At 72.2% G+C, this 22,206-nt stretch carries 22 protein-coding genes and 1 tRNA gene; 17 read left to right on the top strand and 6 right to left on the bottom strand.

The genetic code is table 11. The annotated features are described in order from the left end of the window. Nucleotides 1–58 precede the first annotated feature (58 nt). The 12 genes from AC4H2S_RS16410 (at nt 59) to rocD (ending at nt 9,948) form a co-directional block, all read left to right on the top strand. Nucleotides 59–1,159, top strand: a complete 1,101-nt coding sequence (locus AC4H2S_RS16410; protein WP_491498049.1) for a hypothetical protein — start codon at nt 59–61, stop codon at nt 1,157–1,159. Nucleotides 1,160–1,297: 138 nt separating this feature from the next. Continuing rightward, nucleotides 1,298–2,080, top strand: coding sequence for an electron transfer flavoprotein subunit beta/FixA family protein (locus AC4H2S_RS16405; protein ID WP_491498048.1), 783 nt, complete (start codon nt 1,298–1,300; stop codon nt 2,078–2,080). Between the two features lie 31 nt (nt 2,081–2,111). Next, nucleotides 2,112–3,065, top strand: a complete 954-nt coding sequence (locus AC4H2S_RS16400) for an electron transfer flavoprotein subunit alpha/FixB family protein (protein ID WP_491498047.1) — start codon at nt 2,112–2,114, stop codon at nt 3,063–3,065. A 136-nt stretch (nt 3,066–3,201) separates the two neighbouring features. Then, nucleotides 3,202–4,452 carry a glutamate-5-semialdehyde dehydrogenase gene (locus AC4H2S_RS16395; RefSeq protein ID WP_491498046.1) on the top strand — a complete coding sequence of 417 codons (1,251 nt, stop codon included), beginning with the start codon at nt 3,202–3,204 and terminating at the stop codon, nt 4,450–4,452. Nucleotides 4,453–4,470: 18 nt separating this feature from the next. Then, nucleotides 4,471–4,620 carry a hypothetical protein gene (locus AC4H2S_RS16390; protein WP_491498045.1) on the top strand — a complete coding sequence of 50 codons (150 nt, stop codon included), beginning with the start codon at nt 4,471–4,473 and terminating at the stop codon, nt 4,618–4,620. A 4-nt stretch (nt 4,621–4,624) separates the two neighbouring features. Next, nucleotides 4,625–5,314, top strand: a complete 690-nt coding sequence (nadD, locus tag AC4H2S_RS16385; protein WP_491498044.1) for a nicotinate-nucleotide adenylyltransferase — start codon at nt 4,625–4,627, stop codon at nt 5,312–5,314. Next, nucleotides 5,311–5,670, top strand: coding sequence for a ribosome silencing factor (rsfS, locus tag AC4H2S_RS16380; protein ID WP_491498043.1), 360 nt, complete (start codon nt 5,311–5,313; stop codon nt 5,668–5,670). The genes nadD and rsfS overlap by 4 nt, the downstream gene beginning before the upstream one ends. Beyond that, nucleotides 5,667–6,293 carry a histidine phosphatase family protein gene (locus AC4H2S_RS16375; RefSeq protein WP_491498042.1) on the top strand — a complete coding sequence of 209 codons (627 nt, stop codon included), beginning with the start codon at nt 5,667–5,669 and terminating at the stop codon, nt 6,291–6,293. The genes rsfS and AC4H2S_RS16375 overlap by 4 nt, the downstream gene beginning before the upstream one ends. Next, entirely contained in the window at nt 6,290–6,760 is a 471-nt protein-coding gene (locus tag AC4H2S_RS16370; RefSeq protein ID WP_491498041.1) for a DUF4112 domain-containing protein, read from the top strand. Before AC4H2S_RS16375 ends, AC4H2S_RS16370 begins: the two co-directional genes overlap by 4 nt. 55 nt (nt 6,761–6,815) lie before the next feature. Further along, a tRNA-Ala gene (locus AC4H2S_RS16365) sits at nt 6,816–6,891 on the top strand. A 126-nt stretch (nt 6,892–7,017) separates the two neighbouring features. Next, a complete protein-coding gene (locus tag AC4H2S_RS16360) occupies nt 7,018–8,670 on the top strand; it encodes an MFS transporter (protein WP_491498040.1) in 1,653 nt (550 codons plus the stop codon). A 24-nt stretch (nt 8,671–8,694) separates the two neighbouring features. After that, the gene (gene rocD / locus AC4H2S_RS16355) at nt 8,695–9,948 is read left to right on the top strand and encodes an ornithine--oxo-acid transaminase (protein WP_491498039.1); all 1,254 of its coding nucleotides are present in this window, start codon (nt 8,695–8,697) and stop codon (nt 9,946–9,948) included. A gap of 24 nt (nt 9,949–9,972) precedes the next feature. Here the strand turns inward: rocD and AC4H2S_RS16350 are convergent, their stop codons facing one another. From AC4H2S_RS16350 to AC4H2S_RS16340, 3 genes are read right to left on the bottom strand one after another with little or no spacing between them, the layout of a single operon-like run. Then, entirely contained in the window at nt 9,973–10,734 is a 762-nt protein-coding gene (locus AC4H2S_RS16350; protein ID WP_491498038.1) for an SDR family NAD(P)-dependent oxidoreductase, read from the bottom strand. A gap of 9 nt (nt 10,735–10,743) precedes the next feature. Beyond that, a complete protein-coding gene (locus AC4H2S_RS16345) occupies nt 10,744–11,991 on the bottom strand; it encodes an MFS transporter (RefSeq protein ID WP_491498037.1) in 1,248 nt (415 codons plus the stop codon). Beyond that, a complete protein-coding gene (locus AC4H2S_RS16340; protein WP_491498036.1) occupies nt 11,988–12,539 on the bottom strand; it encodes an ArsR/SmtB family transcription factor in 552 nt (183 codons plus the stop codon). The genes AC4H2S_RS16345 and AC4H2S_RS16340 overlap by 4 nt, the downstream gene beginning before the upstream one ends. A 202-nt stretch (nt 12,540–12,741) precedes the next feature. Between AC4H2S_RS16340 and AC4H2S_RS16335 the strand changes: the two genes are divergently transcribed. Then, nucleotides 12,742–13,212, top strand: coding sequence for a DUF4870 domain-containing protein (locus AC4H2S_RS16335; RefSeq protein ID WP_491498035.1), 471 nt, complete (start codon nt 12,742–12,744; stop codon nt 13,210–13,212). On the opposite strand, the gene AC4H2S_RS16330 is transcribed toward AC4H2S_RS16335, so the two are convergent. Further along, nucleotides 13,190–13,468, bottom strand: coding sequence for a hypothetical protein (locus tag AC4H2S_RS16330; RefSeq protein ID WP_491498034.1), 279 nt, complete (start codon nt 13,466–13,468; stop codon nt 13,190–13,192). The two genes, AC4H2S_RS16335 and AC4H2S_RS16330, sit on opposite strands and share 23 nt — an antisense overlap. Before the next feature lie 69 nt (nt 13,469–13,537). On the opposite strand from AC4H2S_RS16330, the gene leuS reads away from it, so the two are divergent. The 4 genes from leuS to AC4H2S_RS16310 are packed head-to-tail and all read left to right on the top strand — an operon-like array spanning nt 13,538 to nt 19,439. Beyond that, complete coding sequence (gene leuS, locus AC4H2S_RS16325) at nt 13,538–16,036, top strand: leucine--tRNA ligase (protein WP_491498033.1); 2,499 nt, start codon at nt 13,538–13,540, stop codon at nt 16,034–16,036. 44 nt (nt 16,037–16,080) lie between these two features. After that, nucleotides 16,081–16,989, top strand: a complete 909-nt coding sequence (locus AC4H2S_RS16320) for an ATP-grasp domain-containing protein (protein ID WP_491498032.1) — start codon at nt 16,081–16,083, stop codon at nt 16,987–16,989. A 3-nt stretch (nt 16,990–16,992) separates the two neighbouring features. Continuing rightward, a complete protein-coding gene (locus AC4H2S_RS16315; protein ID WP_491498031.1) occupies nt 16,993–18,270 on the top strand; it encodes a glycosyltransferase family 2 protein in 1,278 nt (425 codons plus the stop codon). 2 nt (nt 18,271–18,272) lie between these two features. After that, nucleotides 18,273–19,439: a hypothetical protein gene (locus AC4H2S_RS16310; RefSeq protein ID WP_491498030.1), complete on the top strand. Its 1,167-nt coding sequence runs from the start codon at nt 18,273–18,275 to the stop codon at nt 19,437–19,439. Here AC4H2S_RS16310 and AC4H2S_RS16305 read toward each other — a convergent pair. Further along, a complete protein-coding gene (locus tag AC4H2S_RS16305; RefSeq protein ID WP_491498029.1) occupies nt 19,436–21,088 on the bottom strand; it encodes a sensor histidine kinase in 1,653 nt (550 codons plus the stop codon). The two genes, AC4H2S_RS16310 and AC4H2S_RS16305, sit on opposite strands and share 4 nt — an antisense overlap. Beyond that, nucleotides 21,088–22,164, bottom strand: a complete 1,077-nt coding sequence (locus AC4H2S_RS16300) for a PIG-L deacetylase family protein (protein ID WP_491498028.1) — start codon at nt 22,162–22,164, stop codon at nt 21,088–21,090. Before AC4H2S_RS16300 ends, AC4H2S_RS16305 begins: the two co-directional genes overlap by 1 nt. Between the last annotated feature and the right edge of the window lie 42 nt (nt 22,165–22,206).

Raw genomic sequence — 22,206 nt, 5'->3', positions numbered from 1 at the left:
GTCGGCTGACGCGACAACTGCCTACACCTGCACTCGTGCGGGCTCCACGCCCGTTCAGATGGAGTTCGGGTTCGAGGCCGAGGCGCCGGAGCCTCCGGCAACGCTCACCCTCTTCTCCAGCCCGCAGTTCATGAACATGCAGATGGAGTCGACCGTGCCGGGCGAGGTCGCGAAGGCAGCCGCTGACGATGGGGCCACCAGCGTGGACGTCACGGTGCGAACCGCCTTCTCCGACGCCTACCCCAGTGGCCCGGCCACCTGGCGCACGAGCACCTTGTCGACCCAGCAGGCTGTGCCGCTGGGAGACCAGACCGTGGCGACCGCGGCGTCCGTCACCGGACGCGGCACCCACCAGCTGCTCCAGCCGGGCGTCAACGACCTGCGCGCCGGTGACCTCGCCGTCACTCTCACGTTCCGCGACTCCGCAGGCTCGGTCGTCGGGCCGCCGGCCGACCTGACTTGTGCGACCCCCGCCGCCCCGGTGTCGGACACGGTGTGGGTCAGCTCGGTGACCTACCTCGACCTGCTCGTCGGCACCGACGACTGGGACCTCGCCTGGGACGTGCGCACCTTCGGGGTCGGGCAACCGATCCCGGTGCGCGCGCGGGTCAGCGCCAACGGCACGAACGTGCCGGCCGGATGGGTCGACTTCACCACCAGCGACGGCGCCAGGCAGCGGGTCGCCGTGGGTGCAGACGGTAGCGCCGTCGCGGAGCTCGCCGGCTTTGCCTCCCGCTCCGGAGCCCACCAGGTCGGTGCCGTCTTCGTCCCGGCGGACCCGGTCTTCTACGGCGGAGGCCCTCGCGCCCACCCGCCCGGCGGCACGAACTACCAGAACCCGGTCTACGTCGGCGTGGGCTTCGTGACCACCAAGCCCCGCGTGCGCGTCAAGGGCAAGGACGCCGACCGACGGACGAAGGTCCGCGTGCGGGTCGCCCCGGAGTTCGACAGCACCGCCACCGGCAAGGTCAAGGTCAACCTGCGCAGGCTCGGCGCGAAGAAGCGCTGGTCGGCGACCAGGACCCTCGGCAGCAACTCACGAGCCGTGGCGGGCTTCGGCAAGCTGCCGCGCGGCCGGTACAAGGTCGTCGTGAAGTACCGCGGCGACGACAACCACCTCGGCAGCAGGATGGTGCGCACCTTCCGCGTCCGTCGCTGACCGTGACAGCGTCACTGTGAGCCACCGCACCCGTACGACCATTCCGGTCGGTGATGACCGACTAGTAGCCTCACACACACATCCGAGTGCACAGGAGGGGCCGCGAGGCCACACACCACCATGAACATTGTTGTCTGTGTGAAGTACGTGCCGGACGCGACGGCCGACCGCAAGTTCGAGGACGACTTCACGGTCGACCGCGTCGGCGTCGACGGGCTGTTGTCCGAGCTGGACGAGTACGCCGTTGAGCAGGCGCTGCAGTTCCGCGAGAAGCGCGAGGGTGAGGAGATCACCGTGACCGCGCTGACCGTGGGGCCGGAGAAGGCCGTCGATGCGGTCCGCAAGGCGCTGCAGATGGGCGCCGACGCCGGTGTCCACGTGGTCGACGACGCGATCGCCGGCTCCGACTACCTCGGCACCTCGCTGGTGCTGGCCAAGGCGATCGAGAAGGTCAAGGCCGACACCGGCGCCGACCTGGTGATCTGCGGGATGGCCTCGACCGACGCCGCGGGATCGGTGGTGCCGGCGATGCTGGCCGAGCGCCTGGGCCTGCCGCAGGTGACGCTGGCCTCGGTGGTGGAGTCGCAGGGCGACCAGGTGCGCATCAAGCGTGACAACGAGGGCTCGACCGAGGTCATCGGTGCGACGCTGCCGATCGTGCTGAGCGTGACCGACCAGTCCGGCGAGGCTCGCTACCCGTCGTTCAAGGGCATCATGGCGGCGAAGAAGAAGCCGCTGGAGACGTGGTCGCTGAGCGACCTCGGCCTCGACGCCGACCAGGTCGGGCTGTCGGTGGCCTACAGCCAGGTCGAGGACACCACCGCGCGCCCGCCGCGCACCGCCGGTGAGATCGTCACCGACGAGGACGGCTCGGGCGCCGGCGCGCTGGTCGACTTCCTCGCGTCCAAGAAGTTCATCTGAGCCGGCTGCCGAGACTGGAGAGAGTCACCACATGTCTGAGGTTCTTGTTGTCATCGACCACGCCGCCGGCGAGGTCAAGAAGCCGACCTACGAGCTGCTCACCATCGCGCGTCGCCTCGGTGAGCCGTCCGCGGTGTTCTTCGGCTCGCCCGAGCAGGGCGAGGCCGTGGCGGAGAAGGTCAAGAAGTACGGCGCTGCGAAGGTCTACGTGATCGACGACGCCCAGATCAAGGGCTTCCTGGTCGCCCCGAAGGCCGAGGCGCTGCAGCAGCTGGTCGAGAAGAGCAGCCCGGCGGCGATCCTGCTGCCCTCGACGTTCGAGAACAAGGAGGTCGCCGCGCGGCTGGCGATCAAGATCGGCTCCGGGCTGATCACCGACGCCGTCGACGTGGCCGAGGACGGCACGACGACGCAGAGCGTGTTCGCGGGCAACTACACCGTGCGGGCCAAGGTCACCACCGGCACGCCGATCATCACCGTCAAGCCCAACTCGGCTGCCCCCGAGGAGGCCGAGGGTGCGGGTGTGGTCGAGGCGTTCGCCGCGACCGTGTCCGACGCCGCGAAGGGTGCGCAGGTCGTGGCCACCCAGCCGCGTCAGTCCACCGGTCGTCCCGAGCTGACCGAGGCCGCGATCGTGGTCTCGGGTGGTCGTGGCACCGGCGGCAACTTCGAGCCCATCGAGGGCTTCGCCGACTCGCTCGGTGCCGCGGTGGGCGCCTCGCGTGCCGCGGTCGACTCCGGCTGGATGCCACACGCGTTCCAGGTCGGCCAGACCGGCAAGACCGTCTCGCCGCAGCTCTACGTGGCCAACGGCATCTCGGGTGCGATCCAGCACCGCGCCGGCATGCAGACCTCGAAGACCATCGTCGCGGTCAACAAGGACCCCGAGGCCCCGATCTTCGAGCTCGTCGACTTCGGCGTGGTGGGCGACCTCCACACCGTCCTGCCCGCCGCGACCGACAAGATCGCCGAGCGCAAGGGCTGAGCGACCCGCACGCCCGACCGTTCCCAGCGACCCGGCAGGACTCCTGCCGGGTCGCTGCGCGTCCGGGCCATGACGCGCGCCGTCGGTGGGCGAGACACCGCCCACGGACGGGCCGGCTCGGCCTACCCTCGTGCGCATGAGCAGCGAGGACGACGTCCGGCAGGCGGCCCAGCGTGCCCGCACCGCCAGCCACGACCTGGCCACGGCGACACGCGCGACGAAGGACGCCGCCCTCCGCGCGATGGCCGACGCCCTCGTCGCCTCGGGCCCGGAGATCCTGGCCGCCAACGCCGAGGACGTCGCCCGGGCCGAGACCGCCGGCACGCCCGCCAACATCGTCGACCGGCTGCGGCTCGACGACTCCCGCCTCGAGGCGATGGCGCAGGGCCTGCGCGACGTCGCCGCGCTGCCCGACCCCGTCGGTGAGGTGCTGCGCGGCAGCACCCTCGCCAACGGCCTGGAGCTGCGCCAGGTGCGGGTGCCGTTCGGGGTCGTCGGGATGATCTACGAGGCGCGGCCAAACGTCACCGCCGACGCGGCCGGGATCTGCCTCAAGGCCGGCAACGCGGTGCTGCTGCGGGGCTCCTCCAGCGCCCGGTCGAGCAACGCCGCGATCGTCGCTGCGATGCGCGGCGCGCTGGCCGGCAGCGGCGTGCCGGAGGACGTCGTCCAGCTCGTGCCGGGGGACTCCCACGACAGCGTCAAGGCGCTGATGCGCGCACGCGGCCTCGTCGACGTGCTGATCCCGCGCGGCGGTGCCGGGCTGATCCGCAGCGTCGTCGAGGAGTCGACCGTGCCCGTCATCGAGACGGGGGTGGGCAACTGCCACGTCTACGTCGACGCCTCGGCCGACCTCGAGCAGGCGCTCGCGATCGTGCTCAACTCCAAGACCCACCGCACCAGCGTGTGCAACGCGGCCGAGTCGCTCCTCGTCCACGAGGACGTCGCCGACGAGTTCCTGCCGACCGTGGTCGAGGCGCTGCAGGACGCCGGGGTGCTGATCCACGGTGACGCCTCGTTCGCGGAGTACGACGACGTGGTGCCGGTGACCGACGAGGACCACGCCACGGAGTTCCTCGGACCCGAGATCTCCGCGGCCGTCGTCGCCGACGTCGAGGGCGCGATCGCGCACATCCGGCGCTGGTCGTCGGGCCACACCGAGGCGATCGTGGCACGCGACCAGGCCACGATCCGCCGCTTCGTCGCCGCGGTCGACTCGGCGGCGGTGATGGTCAACGCCTCCACCCGGTTCACCGACGGCGGCGAGCTCGGCTTCGGCGCCGAGATCGGCATCTCTACCCAGAAGCTCCACGCCCGCGGCCCGATGGGGCTCCCGGAGATGACGTCGAGCAAGTACGTCGTGGTCGGCGAGGGCCACGTCCGGTGATGCCGGTAGGGTGAGCACATGCTGAGCACCGTCATCACGCTTGCCGCCGAGACCGGCGAGCACTCGCCCGCGATCCACCCCTACGCCGTGGGGGCGATCGCCCTGGGCCTGCTGCTCGTCCTGCTGTTCGCCGTGGTCTCCTTCGGTGGCGGTCGCGAGCACAGCTGAGCCCGTGACCGGTCCGGTGGCGCAGCGTCGCGTCGGGGTGATGGGCGGCACCTTCGACCCCATCCACCACGGCCACCTGGTCGCGGCGTCCGAGGTGCAGTCCTGGTTCGACCTCGACGAGGTCGTCTTCGTGCCCACCGGCGACCCCTGGCAGAAGAGCGACCGCGAGGTCGCGGGGGCCGAGCACCGCTACCTGATGACCGTCGTTGCCACGGCCGCCAACCCGCGCTTCAACGTCTCCCGCGTCGACATCGACCGCGCGGGCAAGACCTACACGATCGACACGCTCCGCGACCTCAAGGCGGAGATGCCCGACGCCGAGCTGTTCTTCATCACCGGCGCGGACGCGCTCGCCGACATCTTCACCTGGCGCGACGTCGACGAGCTCTTCGAGCTCGCCAACTTCGTGGGCTGCACCCGGCCCGGCTACGAGATGGACCCCAGCGCGCTGGCCAAGATCCCGGCCGACAGGGTGACGATGGTCGAGATCCCGGCCCTGGCGATCTCCTCGACCGACTGCCGCGAGCGCAAGCGTCGCGGCGAACCCGTGTGGTACCTCGTGCCGGACGGTGTGGTGCAGTACATCGCCAAGCACGGCCTCTACACCGACGGCGCGTCGGTTCCCGGCCGCCCGGGCCGCGGGGACGCGCGCGTCACCCGTAGCACCACTTCCACCAGCAAGGACACTGCATGACTGCCACCGACCACGCCCTCGACCTCGTCGCCGTCGCGGCCCAGGCCGCCCACGACAAGAAGGCCGACCAGGTCCTGGCGTTCGACGTCAGCGACCAGCTCGCGATCACCGACGCCTTCGTGCTGGCCAGCGCCAACAACGAGCGCGCGGTCGGCGCCATCGTCGACGAGGTGGAGGACAAGCTCCGCGAGGTGGGCGCCAAGCCCATCCGGCGCGAGGGCCACAAGGAGGGGCGGTGGGTGCTGCTCGACTACGGCGACATCGTCGTGCACGTGCAGCACGAGGAGGAGCGCACCTTCTACGCCCTCGAGCGCCTGTGGAGCGACTGCCCGCTCATCCCGCTGACCTTGACGTGAGACGCCTCGTCCTGCTCCGCCACGGCCGTACGGAGTGGAACGACACCGGGCGCGCGCAGGGCCACGCCGACGTCCACCTCGACGAGGTCGGGGAGGCGCAGGCCAAGGCGGTCGCGCCGGTCCTGGCCGCCCTCCGGCCCGTCGCGGTGTGGTCCTCCGACCTCGCCCGTGCGGCCGCGACCGCGGACGTCGTGGCCGCGGAGGCAGGGCTGGAGCCCGTGCTCGACCCACGGCTGCGCGAGTACGCCGTGGGCCGCAACCGCGTCGGGCTCACCGACGAGCAGTACGCCGCCGCCCACCCCGACGAGCACGCCGCCCTTCTGGCGGGCGACGTGGCGGCGGTCCCGGGCCGGGAGAGCCGCGCCGACGTGCTGGCCCGGCTCCTCCCCGCCCTGACGTCGTACGCCGACGGGCTGGGGGAGGGCGAGACCGGCCTCGTCGTCTCGCACGGGGCCGCCCTGCGCACCGCGGTGCCCGCGTTCCTCGGCTGGGGCGACGACGCCGGCGACGGGCTGGGCGTGCTGGCCAACTGCGGGTGGGTCGAGCTCGTCCACTCGGCCTCCACCTGGACGGGCGGCAGCGTGCGCTGGCGGCTCGCGGCGTGGAACCGCGTCGCGTCGTGAGCGAGCGGGCCCGCGAGGTCGACATCACCCTGAGCCGTCAGCTCGCGCGGGTGATGGACGACGCGGTGACGGTGCCGGGCACCGACATCGGTGTCGGCCTCGACGCCGTCATCGGGCTCGTGCCCGGCATCGGCGACGCCGTGGGCAGCGCGCTCTCCGGGATCATCGTCCGCGACGCCATCCGCGCCCGGGTGCCGATGCCGGTGCTGGCGTGGATGGGCCTCAACCTCCTCGTCGACGCGCTGCTCGGCCTGGTCCCGGGCGTCGGCGACCTGCTCGACGTCGCCCACCGCGCCAACCGGAAGAACGTCCGCCTGCTGGTGCGCGAGATCGAGCGCCAGCCGCTGCGCGAGCCACCGAGCAGGGCCTACGTGGCCGGCGCCGTGGCGCTGATGCTGGTGCCGGTGCTGGCCGGGGTGGTGGCGACGGTGCTCGGGATCTGGTTGCTCTGGCGCTGGCTGACCTGAGGGTGACCCCCGGATTTCACCTGTCGTCGGGTGTCGGCTAGTGTTTCCGGCTGTTGGGGCTGTGGCGCAGCTGGTAGCGCATCTGCATGGCATGCAGAGGGTCAGGGGTTCGAGTCCCCTCAGCTCCACCAGTAGGAGATCGACACGAGAGGCCGGGCCCATGGGGCCCGGCCTCTCGTCCTTCCGGGGGCGCCGGCCCCGTACGTCGGCGCGGCGACGCGCCGTGGCCGCCCGTGAGCGGGTCTAGCGTGGATGGCATGGCCACCGACCCGACCGCCCAGCCCGACGTCGCGGCCGCCCCGCCCGACCGGCGGCGATGGTACGGACTGGTCGTCATCAGCCTGGGCGTCTCGCTGATCATCGTCGACTCGACGATCGTCAACGTCGCGGTGCCGTCCATCATCGACGACCTCGGCATCACCTCCACGCAGGCGCAGTGGGTGCAGGAGGTCTACACGCTGGTCTTCGCGGCGCTGCTGCTCGTCTTCGGCCGCCTGTCCGACCACTGGGGGCGACGGCGCCTGTTCGCCCTGGGTGCGCTGGTCTTCGGGCTCTCCAGCATCCTCGCCGCCGTCGCCGAGAGCGGCGAGTGGCTGATCGGTGCCCGCGCGCTGCAGGGCGTCGGCGGCGCGATGGTGCTGCCGACGTCGTTGTCGCTGCTCAACGCCACCTTCCGGGGCCGGGAGCGCGGGATCGCGTTCGGTGTGTGGGGCGCGACGATCGGCGGCACGGCGGCCCTCGGACCGCTCCTCGGCGGGTGGCTCACCACCGACTTCTCGTGGCGGTGGGCGTTCGGGCTCAACGTGCCGTTCACGATCATCGTCATCACCGGCCTCTACTTCCTGGTCAGCGAGTCGCGCGAGCCCAGCACCCAGAAGGGCCTCGACTGGATCGGCGCGATCCTGGTGACGCTCGGCTTCGGCGCGGTGGTCTTCGCCCTCATCGAGGGGCGCACCTACGGCTGGCTGCGCACCGAGGAGACCCTGTCCCTCTTCGGCCGCCGCTGGCAGTGGGAGATCTCGCCGATCCCCATCTCGTTCGTCATCGGCCTCGTCCTGCTGGGCGTGTTCCTCGCGGTCCAGCGGCGGCGCAACGCGGCCGGCAAGGTCGCGATGCTCGACCTGTCGCTGTTCCGGATCACCTCGTTCCGCAACGGCAACATCGCCGCGCTGATCGTCAGCCTGGGCGAGTTCGGGCTGCTGTTCGCGCTCCCGCTGTGGTTCCAGAACGTGCTGGGCTACACCGCGTTCCAGACCGGCCTGGTGCTCCTCGCGCTCGCCGTCGGCAGCTTCGCCGCGAGCGGGCTCGGCACGGTCATCGGGCGCAACCACTCGCCGGTCTTCATCGTCCGGCTGGGCATCTCGCTGGAGATCACGGGCATCGCGGGCATCGCGCTGCTGCTGCGCACCGACTCGGAGTGGTGGGTCACGGCGCCGCTGCTGTTCCTCTACGGCCTCGGCGTGGGCTTCGCCACCGCCCAGCTCACCGGCGTCGTGCTGGTCGACGTGCCGGTCGAGCTCAGCGGCCAGGGCTCCGGCACGCAGAGCACCGCCCGGCAGGTGGGCTCGGCGTTCGGCATCGCGATCCTGGGCACCATCCTCTTCACGGTGCTGGGCGCCCGGCTCGACGCCCACCTCGCCGATCAGGACGTGCCCGACCAGGAGCGCACCCGGATCACCGAGGCGGTCAAGGGCAGCGCCGGCGCCGCGATCCCGGAGCTGGCGAAGAACCCGTCCACCGCGACGGCGGCGCAGGACGCGCGCGAGGCGTTCACCGACGCGACCCGCATCTCGGCGGCCGCCGCGGCCGGGTTCTTGATCCTGGGCCTGCTCGCGAGCCTGTCGCTGGGCCGGTCGCGACCGGAGCAACCAGCGACACCGGAGCACCGGGCCACCGAGTCGGCGAACTGAAACACCCGGTGGCACGATGTGCCCATGACCGCGACCGACGTTCCCCACGGCACCACCCCCGCCGTCTCCGAGCGCACCCGGGCCCACATCGAGGCCACGGAGCGCTATGCCGCGCACAACTACCACCCGCTCCCCGTCGTCCTCGCAGAGGGTGAGGGCGCGTGGGTCGTCGACGTCGACGGCAAGCGCTACCTCGACTGCCTCGCGGGCTACTCCGCGCTCAACTTCGGGCACTCCAACGAGCGCCTCGTGGCGGTCGCGCGCGAGCAGCTCGGGCGGCTGACGCTCACCAGCCGCGCGTTCTTCAACGACAAGCTGGGCGACTTCGCCGAGGCCCTGTGCCGGCTGACCGGCAAGGACATGATCCTGCCGATGAACTCCGGCGCCGAGGCCGTCGAGACCGCGATCAAGGTCAGCCGCAAGTGGGGCTACGAGGTCAAGGGCGTGCCGGCCGGGCAGGCCACGATCATCACGATGGAGGGCAACTTCCACGGCCGCACCACCACGATCGTCAGCTTCTCGGACGACGACGTCGCGACCTCGGGCTACGCCCCGTTCACGACCGGCTTCCGCGGCGTGAAGTACGGCGACATCGAGGCGGTCGCGTCGGCCATCGACGAGACCACGGTCGCCGTCCTCTTCGAGCCCATCCAGGGCGAGGGCGGCGTGGTCATGCCGCCCGAGGGCTTCCTGCGCGACCTCCGCGCGCTCTGCACCGAGCGCAACGTGCTGATGGTGGCCGACGAGATCCAGTCGGGGCTCGCCCGCTCGGGCAGGACGTTCGCCTGCGACCACGAGGATGTCGTGCCCGACATCTACGTGATGGGCAAGGCGCTCGGCGGCGGCCTCTACCCGGTCTCCGCGATCGCGGCCGACCGCGAGGTGATGGACGTGATCACCCCGGGCTCGCACGGCTCGACCTTCGGCGGCAACCCGCTCGCCGCCGCCATCGGCACCGAGGTCGTCGCGATGCTCGAGGAGGGCACCTTCCAGCAGCGCTCGACCGAGATCGGCGAGCTGCTCGAGGCCGGCTTCGCTCCGCTGGTCGGCAAGGGCCTCTCGGAGGTCCGCGTCCGCGGCGCCTGGGCGGGCATCGACATCGACCCGACGCTCATGACCGGGCGGCAGATGTCCGAGGCGCTGATGACGCGAGGCGTCCTCGCCAAGGACACCCACGGCTCCACCGTGCGCTTCGCGCCGCCGCTGGTCGCCAGCGACGAGGACATCGCCGGTCTCATCGCGGCCGTCACCGAGGTCCTCACCGACGCCCGTTCCTGACCCGGCGGGTGCCGGCCGCGGACGTCAGGCGATCGTGAGCCCGCCGTCGACCGGGATCATCTGCCCGGTGACGTAGGCGGCGGCGTCGGAGGCCAGCCACACGGCGGTCGCGGCGAGCTCGCGCGGGTCGCCCTTGCGGCCGGCCGGCACGCGCTGCACGGCGAGGTCGAGGTAGCCGTCGGGGTAGGTGTCGGTCATCTCGGTGGCGAAGAACCCGGGCGCGAGCGCGTTGACCCGGATCCCCTTGCGGCCGGTCCACTGCTGGGCGAGGTCACGGGTGAGGCCGCCGAGCCCCGCCTTGGACGCGGAGTAGGCCGCCTGCGGGAGGCCGCCCGTGGTGATGCCGAGGACGGAGGAGATGTTGATGATGCTCGATCCGGGCCACATCACCCGCCCGCACGCCTGTGCCATCCAGTAGCAGCCGTTGAGGTTGACGTCGATCACGGAGCGGAACTGCTCGGGCGTCTCCCGCGTGGCGGGCACGGCGGTGCCGACTCCGGCGTTGTTGACCAGCACGTCGACCCGGCCGAACTTCGCCATCGCCTCGTCGACGAGGCGCTGGCACTGCTCGGGGTCGGCCACGTCGGTCACGACGGTGTGCACGCGGCGGCCCGTCGAGCGTACGGAGTCGGCGACCCGCTCGAGCCGGTCGGCGCGGCGCGCGCCGAGCACCACGTCGGCTCCGGCCTCGGCGAAGCAGTGGGCGAACGCCACGCCCAGCCCGCTCGACGCGCCGGTGACGATGACGACCTTGTCGTCGAGACGGAAGAGGTCCATGACGGTCATGTCGAGACCTTACGGCGCCGCGCCGCTCGCCGTCGCCGTCGGGGCGACGGGCGCGCGCGGCAGGGTGCGCACCGACCGCGAGCACAGCACGAGCCCGCAGATCACGGCGTAGGCGATCCCGGACGCCACGAGCACGCGGTCGTTGCCGAACACCTCGCCGAGGGGGCCCCAGGCCAGCTGGCCGATCGGCATGGCGATGAAGGAGCCGAGCATGTCGTAGGAGTAGGCCCGCGACAGCAGGTGGTCGTCGATGTTCTCCTGCATCGCCAGGTTCCACCCCATGCCGAAGACCTCGAGGCCCATGCCGCCGACGAAGGCGGCGACGACCAGGGCGACGAGCACCGGGTCGAGCCCCAGCATGAGCATCGGCAGCGACATGGCCGAGCAGGCCAGCATGCCCCACAGCAGCGGCCGCTCGAGGCGTACCCGCAGCAGGATCACCGTCATCACCAGCAGGCCGAGCGCCTCGGCGGACAGCACGTAGCCCCACCCCTGCCGGCCGATGGTGTCCTCGGCGACCACGGGCCCGAGCGTGAAGATCGCGCCGGTGTGGATGGCGTTGAGCCCGCCGAAGCCGAGCACGACCACCCACAGCCAGGTGGTCTGGCGGAAGAACGTCCAGCCCTCGCGGAGCTCGGCGATGGTGCTGTCGGACGCGGCCCGCTCCAGGGGTGGGATCCGGACCCGGGTCAGGCAGAGCGCGGCCAGCGCCCAGGCGAGCGCGTCGATCGCGAGGGCCCACCCGGCCCCGGCCGTGACGACCAGCAGGGCGCCGATGGTCGGGCCGAGGACGGTGAGGCCGTTGCGCGTCAGCGACAGCAGTGCGTTGGCCGGCTGCAGCTGCTCGCGCGCGACCAGCTGGGGGACCATGCCGGCCATCGCCGGCATCGAGATCGCCGACACCGCACCGTGCACGGCGCTCAGCACGATGACCATCCACAGCTCGGCGGTGCCGGTGAGGACGAGCAGGGCGATCAGGCCCTGGGTGAGGGCGGAGGCGATGTTGGAGGCCTGCAGCACGATCGCCCGCGGGAAGCGGTCGGAGAGCACGCCGCCCCACAGCAGGAGCAGGATCATCGGGATGGTGTGCGCAGCCAGCACCTGGCCGATGGCGACCGCCCGGCCGTCGATGTCGAGCACCGCGAAGGTCAGCGCGATGTTGGCCATCATGGTGCCGAGGGTGTTGGTGGTGCGGGAGGCGAAGTACCACGCGAAGTTGCGGTTGCGCAGGGGAGCCAGCGCGTGCGACCAGGTCACGACGTCTCCTCGGCCTCGTCGGACATCTCGAAGGCGAAGAAGGACGCGCTGACGTGGGTCGTGCCGGGGGAGCGGGGCGGTCGGGCCTCGGCGTGCAGGAGGTCGCTGGCCTCGCGCAGCAGGTCCACGGCCCGGGACCAGGTCTCGGGGTCGACCCACGTCTCGATGTCGGACATCTGCCCGTTCCCGCGCCGGTGCGACTGCTGGCGCCGGGTGATCTCCCGGGCGGTGGCGCGCACGTAGGCGACGCGGTCGTCGTTGCTCGCCGGCGAGGGGGGCGGGGCCGACGCGTCGTCGACCACGACGTAGCGGTAGCGCTTCGCGACGCCGCCGCGGATGCGCTCCTCGCTCTCGACCACGAGCTCGCCCGCCTCGTGCAGCACCCGGAGGTGGTAGGAGGCGTTGGCGTGCGTGAGGCCGAGCTCTCGGGCCACCTCGGCGGCGCTCATCGCCTCCGCGGTCAGCAGCGACAGGATCCGCAGCCGCGCCGGGTGCGCCACCGCGCGCAGCGCCGACACCGCCTTGGGATCGGTCAGGTCGTCCGCCACGTGCTCACCCTCCAATGGTCGTTGGGGGGTGAGTCTGGGTGGCCGGGCGGGGCGGTGTCAACCGCCGGTGGGCGGGCGTGCCCGGAACCGTCCCTGACCCGACCCTGACTCGACCCCGGAACCGCGTGAAACGGCGGCGCGGACCTGCTTGGGTTGACCTCGACAAGCACGGGCGCCCGGCCCGTCGAGGAGTGAGTGAACGATGTCCGACCAGTACCCGAGCCAGCAGCACGACTACCAGCAGGGCGGCTACGGCCAGCCGTCGCCGGGCGCCTACCGCCCGACCCCCACGACCATGTCGCCGCAGGACGAGCGCACGTGGGGAGCGATCAGCCACGCCGGCGCCGTCGTCGCGATGATCTGCTCCGCGGGATTCCTCGGGTTCCTCGCGTCCATCGCGGTCTACGTGATCCACAAGGACCGCGGGCCGTTCGTGCGGGCGCACGCCGCGAACTCGCTCAACGTGCAGATCTCGATGTTCATCTGGCTCGTCGTCGCGGGCGTGCTCTACGTCGTCCTCGGCGTCGTCACCCTGGGCATCGGCTTCGTGGTCTTCCTGCCGGTGTTCCTCGTGCCGCTGGTCGTGGCCGGCATCCTGCACGTCATCGGCGCCGTCAAGGCCTACAACGGCGAGTGGTGGAACCCGCCGTTCACCCCGCGTTTCGTGCGCTGAGCCCGCGCAGGAGCTCGTCCTGCCACGCGAACGCCGCCCGGGCCCGGTCCGCCAGGTCCGGCCCGGGCAGCAGCGCCTCGACCCGCTCGGCCGTCCCGGCGGGCAGCTCCCACACGTGGTCGACCGGCAGCTCCAGGCAGTCGTCGTACCTGCTCAGGTCGCTCGGCATGGCGACGAGTATGCTGGTGCCGTGCACGAGCAGCTCCTTCTTGCCGAGCCGCGCTGATCGGGTCCTCCCACCCACGGAGACCGACACGCGGCCACCCCTCCATGCGAGGGGTTTTTTCATGCCCGACCCCAGCGACAGCCAGCACGAGGACACGCCATGACGACCGATACCGGAGCCCACGACGCGAGCGAGGCGCGCGCGACGTACGACATCGAGGCCACCGAGACGAAGTGGCAGCGGGTCTGGGAGGAGCTCGAGCCCTTCCGGGCCGACGACGACAGCCCTCGTGAGAAGCGCTACGCGCTGACGATGTTCCCCTACCCCAGTGGCGACCTCCACATGGGCCACGCCGAGGTGTTCGCGCTGCACGACGTGGTCGCGCGCTACTGGTGGCAGCGCGGCTACGAGGTGCTCAACCCGATGGGCTTCGACTCGTTCGGCCTGCCGGCGGAGAACGCCGCGATCCGCAACGACGAGCACCCCGACACCTACACGCGCGCCAACATCGCGCGCTCGATCGAGTCGTGCCGCACCTACGCCGCGTCGTTCGACTGGTCGCGCACGTTCAACACCAGTGACCCCGACTACTACCGCTGGACGCAGTGGCTGTTCCTGAAGTTCTACGAGCGCGGGCTGGCCTACCGCAAGAACAGCCCGGTCAACTGGTGCCCCGTCGACCAGACCGTGCTGGCCAACGAGCAGGTCGTCGGCGGCGTCTGCGAGCGCTGCGGGGCGGAGGTGACCAAGAAGGAGCTGACCCAGTGGTACTTCAAGATCACCGACTACGCCCAGGAGCTGCTCGACGGCCTGGACGAGCTGGAGGACACCTGGCCCGACCGCGTCGTCACCGCGCAGCGCAACTGGATCGGCCGGTCCGAGGGCGCTCACGTCACCTTCACGCTGCACACCGCCGACGGTGAGCGCGACATCGAGGTCTACACCACGCGTCCCGACACGCTGTACGGCGCGACGTTCATGGTGGTGGCCGCCGACGCCGCGCTGGCCGCGGAGATCGTGCACCCCGACCGCGCACAGGCGCTGCAGGACTACCTGGTCGAGGTCCGCAAGGCCTCCGACATCGACCGGCTGGCCACCGACCGGCCCAAGACGGGCGTCGACCTGGGCATCACCGCCACCAACCCGGTGTCCGGGGAGGAGATCCCGGTCTGGGCCAGCGACTACGTGCTGGCCGACTACGGCACCGGCGCGATCATGGCCGTGCCCGCCCACGACCAGCGCGACCTCGACTTCGCCCGGGCGATGGGCCTGCCGGTGCGGCGCGTCATCGACGTGCCGGGGCAGGACGACCCGGCGGAGTCCGGGGTGGCGACCTCCGGCGACGGCACCTACGTCAACTCCGGGCCCCTGGACGGGCTGGGCGACAAGGCGTCGGGCATCCGCACGATCATCGAGCGGCTCGAGGCCGAGGGCCGCGGCTCCGGCGCGGTCAACTTCCGCCTGCGCGACTGGCTGCTGAGCCGCCAGCGCTACTGGGGCGCGCCGATCCCGATCGTCCACTGCCCCGTGGACGGCGAGGTCCCCGTGCCCGAGGACCAGCTGCCGGTCACGCTACCGATGCTCAAGGGCGCGGACCTCAAGCCCAAGGGCACCTCGCCGCTGGGCGGGGCGACCGAGTGGGTCAACACGACCTGCCCGACCTGCGGCGGCCCGGCCACCCGTGACACCGACACGATGGACACCTTCGTCGACTCGTCGTGGTACATGTTCCGCTACTGCTCCCCGCACGAGACCGAGGCGCCGTTCGACAGCGCGAAGGTCAACGCGTGGATGCCGTGCAACCTCTACGTCGGCGGCGTCGAGCACGCGGTGCTGCACCTGCTCTACGGCCGCTTCTTCACCAAGGTCCTCAACGACATGGGCATGGTCGACTTCCGCGAGCCGTGGTCGGCGCAGCTCAACCAGGGCTTCGTGATCAACCAGGGCAAGAAGATGAGCAAGTCGCTGGGCAACGGCGTCAACCTGGGCGAGCAGCTGTCGGCCTTCGGCGTCGACGCGGTGCGGCTGACCCTGGTGTTCGCCGGTCCGCCCGAGGACGACATCGACTGGGCCAACATGTCGCCCGAGGGGTCGCTGCGCTTCCTGCAGCGCGCCTGGCGGCTGTCGGGCGACGTCACCTCGGCGCCCGGCGCCGACGTGACCACCGGCGACCTCGCGCTGCGGCGTACGACCGCGCGCACCGTGCACGACGCCGCCGAGCTGGTCGAGACCTACCGCTTCAACGTGATGGTCGCCCGGGTGATGGAGCTGGTCAACGCCACCCGCAAGGCCATCGACTCCGGATGCGGTCCCGCCGACCCGGCGGTGCGCGAGGCGACCGAGGCGGTGGCGGTGCTGCTGTCGCTGGTCGCGCCCTACACGGCCGAGGAGATGTGGGAGCGGCTGGGCCACGAGCCCACCGTCGCGCGCGTCGGCTGGCCCGAGGTCGACGAGGCACTGCTGGTCGAGGACACCGTCACGGCGGTCGTCCAGGTCAAGGGCAAGGTCAAGGCACGCCTGGAGGTGTCGCCCGACATCTCCGAGGCCGACCTCGAGGCCGCCGCGATGGCCGACGAGGCCGTCCAGCGGACGATCGAGGGGGCGGCCGTGCGGAAGGTGATCGTGCGCGCGCCCAAGCTCGTCAACATCGTGGTCTGAGCGCGCCGCGGCCCCGAGCCGGGCGGGATGCCTAGACTCGGTGGATGAGCGCCGCCTCGGAGCGCACGACCATCCTCGTCACCGGCGCTGCCGGGCCGGCGGGGCGGGCCCTCGGCGCCCAGGTGGCGTGCCTGGCCGATCCGGGCGCGGCCCCGCGCCTGGTGGGGGTCGACCTGGCCCCGAGGGAGGTCCCCGGCTACGACGCCGTGCTGCCCGTGGTCGGCGCGCTCGACCCGGCGTACGACCAGGCCATGCGCGACCTCGTGTCGCGGCTGGACCCCGACCTCGTCGTCCCCACGGTGGCCGAGGAGCTGCCGCGGCTCGCCGTGCTCGGCCTGGTTGCCGGGATGCGCGACCGGTTGGTCCTCTCGGCGCCGGGCCCGGTGGCGGTCGCCGCCGACAAGCTGTTGACGATGTGGGCCCTCGCGGAGCGCGGCGTCGCGGTGCCCGGGCACGCCACGGTCGCGGAGGCCGGCACGGCGGCAGAGGCTGTGGCCTGGGGCCGCGGGCCGGTCGTGGTGAAGCCGCGGGTGAGCCGCGGCGGCCGGGGCGTGCACGTCGTAGAGGACCCCCGCGACCCGCTGTGGGACTCGCTCGACGCGACGTGGCTGGTCCAGGGCTACGCGCCGGGCGTGGAGTACAGCCCCCAGGTCTACCGGTCGCCGCACACCGGCCGGTGCCGGGTCGTGGTGCTCCGCAAGACCGAGCTGAAGCAGGGCAGGGTGGGCAACGCCGCGGCGGTCGAGCGCGTGGCCGACGGTGCCGAGCCCGACGTCGCGGCGCTGGCAGTGCGCGCCGTCGAGGCGCTGGACCTGGTGGGCCCGATCGACATGGACGTGCGCCGGTCGAGCGACGGGACACCCGTGGTACTCGAGATCAACAGCAGGTTCGGCGCGCTCTCCGCACAGGCCCCGGAGGTCCTCGCCGACGTGCTCGCCGACTGGGCGGGGTGATCCGTGGTCGCGTTCATGGCGGCGCTGGCCCTCGTGCTGCTCCTGCCCCTCGCGGTCGCCGGGGTCGTGCGCCTGGGGATGGTGCCGTTCGCACTGGTCTTCGAGGTCCGGTCCCGGTGCAGCCGCCCCGGGCCCGCCGGCTGCGGCCCGATGTTCGCCGAGCCGCCCTTCCTCAGCGTGGTGGTGCCTGCCTTCGAGGAGGGGCGCGTCATCGAGCAGTGCGTGCGCTCGATCGTCCGCAGCGACCACCCGCGCCTGGAGATCGTGTGCGTCGACGACGGCTCCAGCGACGACACCTTCGCGCGGATGCAGCAGCTGGCCGCCGCGCACCCCGGGCTGGTGCGGGCGCTGCGCCAGGACAACGCCGGCAAGGGCGCCGCCCTCAACACCGGCATCGCCGCCTCCCGTGGCGAGGTCCTCGTGCTCGTCGACGCCGACGGGGTCTTCCGCCCCGACACGCTGACCCACCTGCTCCGGGGCTTCCGCACCCCGCGGATCGGCGCGGTGTGCGGCAACGACAGGCCCGTCAACCTCGACCGGACGCTCACCCGCCTGCTCTCCCTCATCAGCCACGTCGGCACCGGCCTCATGCGTCGCGCGCTCGACGTGCTCGGCTGCCTGCCGGTCGTCTCCGGCAACATCGGCGCCTTCCGCCGTGACGTGCTCGAGCGGGTGGGTCCGCTGCGCACGGACACGCTCGGCGAGGACCTGGAGCTCACCTGGCGGGTCCACGAGGCGGGCTTCCAGGTGGCGTTCGCCCCCGACGCCCTCGTCTACGCCGAGTCGCCCTCCACCCTCCGCGGCCTGTGGCGACAGCGGGTCCGCTGGGCGCGCGGGCTGCTCCAGGCGACGGAGATGCACTGGCCGATGGTCGGCAACCCGCGCTACGGCGCCTTCGGGGTCTTCCTGCTCTTCAACACCCTCACGCAGGTGATCGCCCCGTTCCTCCAGCTCGCGGCGGCGGTGGACCTGGTGTGGCTGGTCTCCGTGGACGGCACCGGCTGGCTGCCCGGCACCTGGTGGTCATGGGTGGTGCTGCTGGGGGTGCCGGCGTCGCTGGCGCTGCTGGCGCTCGCCCTCGCGCTCGACCGGGCCCCCGAAGACGTGCGCCACCTCTGGACGGTCCCGTTGTGGCCGCTCTACTCGACCCTGATGACCTTCGTCGTGCTCGATGCCGTCCGGCTCGAGCTCGGGAATGCGGAGAACCGATGGAACAAGCTGGAGCGGACCGGGACGGTGTCGGTGCGTGGCCTGAGCGACGACGATGGCCCTGGCTCCTGATCGTGGCCGGCATCGTGGTCACCTCGCTGGTGGCCGCGCTGGCGATCTCCCGGCCGTGGCAGTCGGGGGAGTCGGGCACGCCCACGGCTGAGACGCCGCCGACGATGCGCCCCGCGCAGCTCCCCGACCGGACCAGGTCGGTGAGCATCGACTTCGCGAGCGTCGTCGACCGGGACACCGACTGGGCGGCGGTCAATGCCCGCCTCGACGAGGCGGGGGCCAACGCGGTCGAGCTGAACGCGGGCCGCATCGAGTTCACCGCCTTCGACTGGGAGGCGCACCCCGACGCGGCCGCGGAGCCGGGCACCGACCACCTCACCCGCGCGGCCCGGGCGCTGCACCGGGCGGCGGACGGCTCGAACCGCCAGGTCGGTCTCATCGTCGACGCGATGGCCCCGAACTGGCTGGCCGACCACCCGGAGGCTGCCGGGGTCGCCGCCGACGGCCGGCGGGCGGTCTACCAGGCCTCGGCGAGCGAGCTCGTCGACGGCGAGGTGGGCAGGCGTCTGGTGGACCTCGTCGGCACGCTGTGCGAGCGCTACGACCCGAGCCAGATCTCGATCACCGAGCTGTTCCTCAGCGACTTCACGTTCGGCGACGACGACCTGCGGCTCTTCCGGCGGATGACCGGCCTGCCCGACTGGCCCCGCACCAGCGACGGGTCGATCGAGGAGGACGCGTCCAGCATCAAGGCCTGGCGGGCGGAGGTGATCGCCGACCTGCTCGCGCGGATGCGGGAGCGGATGGACGCGGCCCGGGGCGGCGAGGGGGCACGCGTCGACCTCGCGATGGACGTACGGATCAACTGGAAGTACCCGGCCCGCGGCGACCTGGCCAGCGGGCACGAGTACGACGTCCTGCTCGGCGAGGTCGAGCGCCTGGTCCTGTGGGCCTACCTCTATCGCACCCGGAGACCGGAGGACGTCGAGCGCGTGCTGGGGCGCCTGGAGGCGGAGGGGCTCGACACGTCGCGGCTCACGGTGTCGGTGGGGCTGTGGGAGCGTCCGCCCGGACCGCCGGTCGGGCCGATCGACGTCGCGCCCTTCGTCGCCGCCCTGCGCGCGGCGGAGACCCACGGCATCACCTCTGTCAACGTCACGCCCCTGTCGCTGCTCTCGGAGTCGTACTGGGAGGCCCTCGCCTCGGTGTGGAACCCCGACGGTAGCTAGCGGGGAGGGGCGGCCTCGGGGTCTGCGGCGAGGGGCACGTCGGGCAGCCGGACGGTCACCTCGGTGCCACGCCCGGGCTCGCTGTCGATGACGAGCGTGCCCCGGTGGTCGGAGACCAGTGCCTGGACGAGCGTGAGGCCGAGGCCGACCCCGGCGATGTGGCGTCGCCGGGTGTCGCGCGTGCGGTAGAACGGCTCGGTGATCCGGCGCAGCTCGTCGGCGGTGATGCCGGTGCCGTCGTCGGCGACCCGGATCCGCACCCCCCGCTGCCCCCCGGGCGAGGGCTCGGCCACGACCTCGACGCGGACCTCGCCCCCGGCGTGGCTGTACTTGATCGCGTTGGTGAGCAGGTTGTCGACGACCTGCCCGAGCCGTTGTGGGTCGGAGACGAGCGGCACGACCTCGTCGCCGGAGAGGGCCACCCTCACGTCCGCGGCCTCGGCCATCGGCCGCACGCTCGCGATCGCGGCGCGCGCGACCTGCACGGCGTCGACCTCCTCGGGCGACATCGGGTCGCCGGCGACGACGCGGGCGCTCAGCAGCAGCTCGTCGACGAGGGACCGCAGGCGGCGGGCGTTGCGCGTCAGCACGTCGACGTACTCGCGCTGCTCGTCGGTGAGCCCCCCGGGATCCAGCCGGAGCAGGTCGACGTAGCCGAGGATCGACACCAACGGGGTGCGCAGCTCGTGGCTGACCAGGCCGATGAGCTGCTCCTGGCGCCGCAGCTCCTCCTCACGGTCGGTGACGTCGGTGGCGACGACGAGGTAGCCGCGCATCGGGTCGGGCTCGTCCGCGGGCCCGATGGACGGGCGGGACGTCACGACGTACTCGACCATGCGCGGTGAGGCGCCGACGGAGCGGCGCCACAGGGACACGTGCGAGCCGCCGTCGGCAGCCGCCCCGACCAGCTCGCCCAGCGAGGGGCCGTCGACCAGCTCGGTCAGGTCCGTGCCGATCAGCTGGTCCCTCGGGACCTCGAAGAGCCGCTCGGCGCCGCTGCTCGCCGTGAGCAGACGGCCCGTCTCGTCGGTGGCCATGATCGCCTGCTCGGTGGCGGCGAGCATGATGCTGCGCATCAGGTCGTAGGCCGCGAGGAGCTGGCGCTCCTGGTGCCGCGTGGTCTCCATGATCGCGTGGACATGGAGCATGAGCGCGCCGATGAGCACGGCGTTGATCGCGCTGTGCAGTCCCGGGTAGAGACGGCCGGTCGTGAAGATCACCGGGACGAGGGACACCACCGCCACGCCGAGCAGTCCGAGCAGCAGCGGGCGGCCCCCGGGCGCGAGCGCCAGGCTCACCCCGGGCACGAACAGCAGCATGATGACCGACCCCATCGGATCGCCGCTCCCGAGGTCGAGCAGGCCGACCGCCAGCATCTGGCCGAGCGGCAGCGCCAGGCGCCAGTCGGGGGACCACCGGGCCGGTCTGCCCAGGCTCGCGGCTGCCTCGACCGCCAGCGCGACGGTCACTCCGGCGACGAGCAGCGGGGGTCGGCTGTGCAGCGGGATCTCGTAGAGGATGTAGGCGACCACCAGCACCAGCACCGTGAACGGGAGGTGGCGCCAGCCCGAGGCGTCCGGGGTCGGCCAGGCGATCATCATCCGGTTGGACAGCTCGCGCGCCCGGGCGCCGACCGAGGTGCGCACCATCAGCCGCTGCCGCCGTGCGCGGTGTCGGCCGCCGTGTGGTCGACGGCCTGCGGCGCCTGCACGCTGGTCGCGACGCGCACCGTCTGGGTCACCCGGACGGTCTCGAGCGGCTCGACCTCCCGGGCCGTGGTGAAACGCGCCCAGTAGCGCGCGCTCGCCCGCACGGCGTCGGGCTGCATGTAGTCGCGGTGCGCCTGGGACGCGAAGGCGGCGAGCATCTCGAGCTTGGTGTCGACGAAGCCGTCGACTGTGACGAACCGGTTGGGCCGGAAGTCGACGGTCGACGACGGGCTCTGGAAGCACCAGAGGTCGTCGACCGAACGGGCGCCGATCTCGACGGCCTCGTGCACGGCGCGGTGGTCCTGGTGGCGGTCGTGGATGCCGTGGGTGTAGATGCGGTCGGGGGCGACCTCGGCGACGGCCCGCTCGACCGCCGTGATCAGGCCGTCGGCCGGCGACATGTGGGTGTCGGCGAAGTCGAGGTGGATGAGGCGGGCGCCCACCAGCGCGGCCGCCTGCAGGGCCTCCCCGTGGCGCACGTCCGTGCTGCCGCCGACCGCGCCCCCGGACAGCACGAGGGTGGTGATCTCGTCGCCGGCCGCCGCGTGGGCCGCCAGCGTCGCCCCGACCCCGAGCTCGACGTCGTCGGGGTGCGCACCGACGGCGAGCACCCGCAGCCGGGACGGCGCGCGACGACGGCGGGCCAGGTCGGCGAGCTCCTCGACGCGGCTGACCAGCTCCTCGGCGCCGACCGGCTTGACGAGGAAGTCGTCCACGTCCTCGCGCAGCGCCCCCACGGCGTGGTCGAACGTCGGGTAGGCAGTGAGCACGAGGACCGCCACGGTCGCGTCGATCGCCCGGAACTCCGGCAGCGCCTGGAGCCCGGAGCGGCCCGGGAGCCGGATGTCGGTCACGAGCACGTCGTAGCGCTGGCGTCGCATCGCCGCGACCGCCTCGTCGGCCGTGCCCGCGAGGTCGACCTCCATGCCGCCGAGCCTGCTCAGGCTGGCCCGCATGAAGTGGGCGGCGTCACGGTCGTCCTCGATCACGAGCACTCGGATTCCTGCCTCAGACATGGTCCCCCTCGAGAGCGGCGCGTGCCCCCACGGTACGGCGTC

The organism is Nocardioides sp. Z13_37 (assembly GCF_058355585.1).
This window is presented reverse-complemented; position numbering and strand designations above follow the sequence as displayed.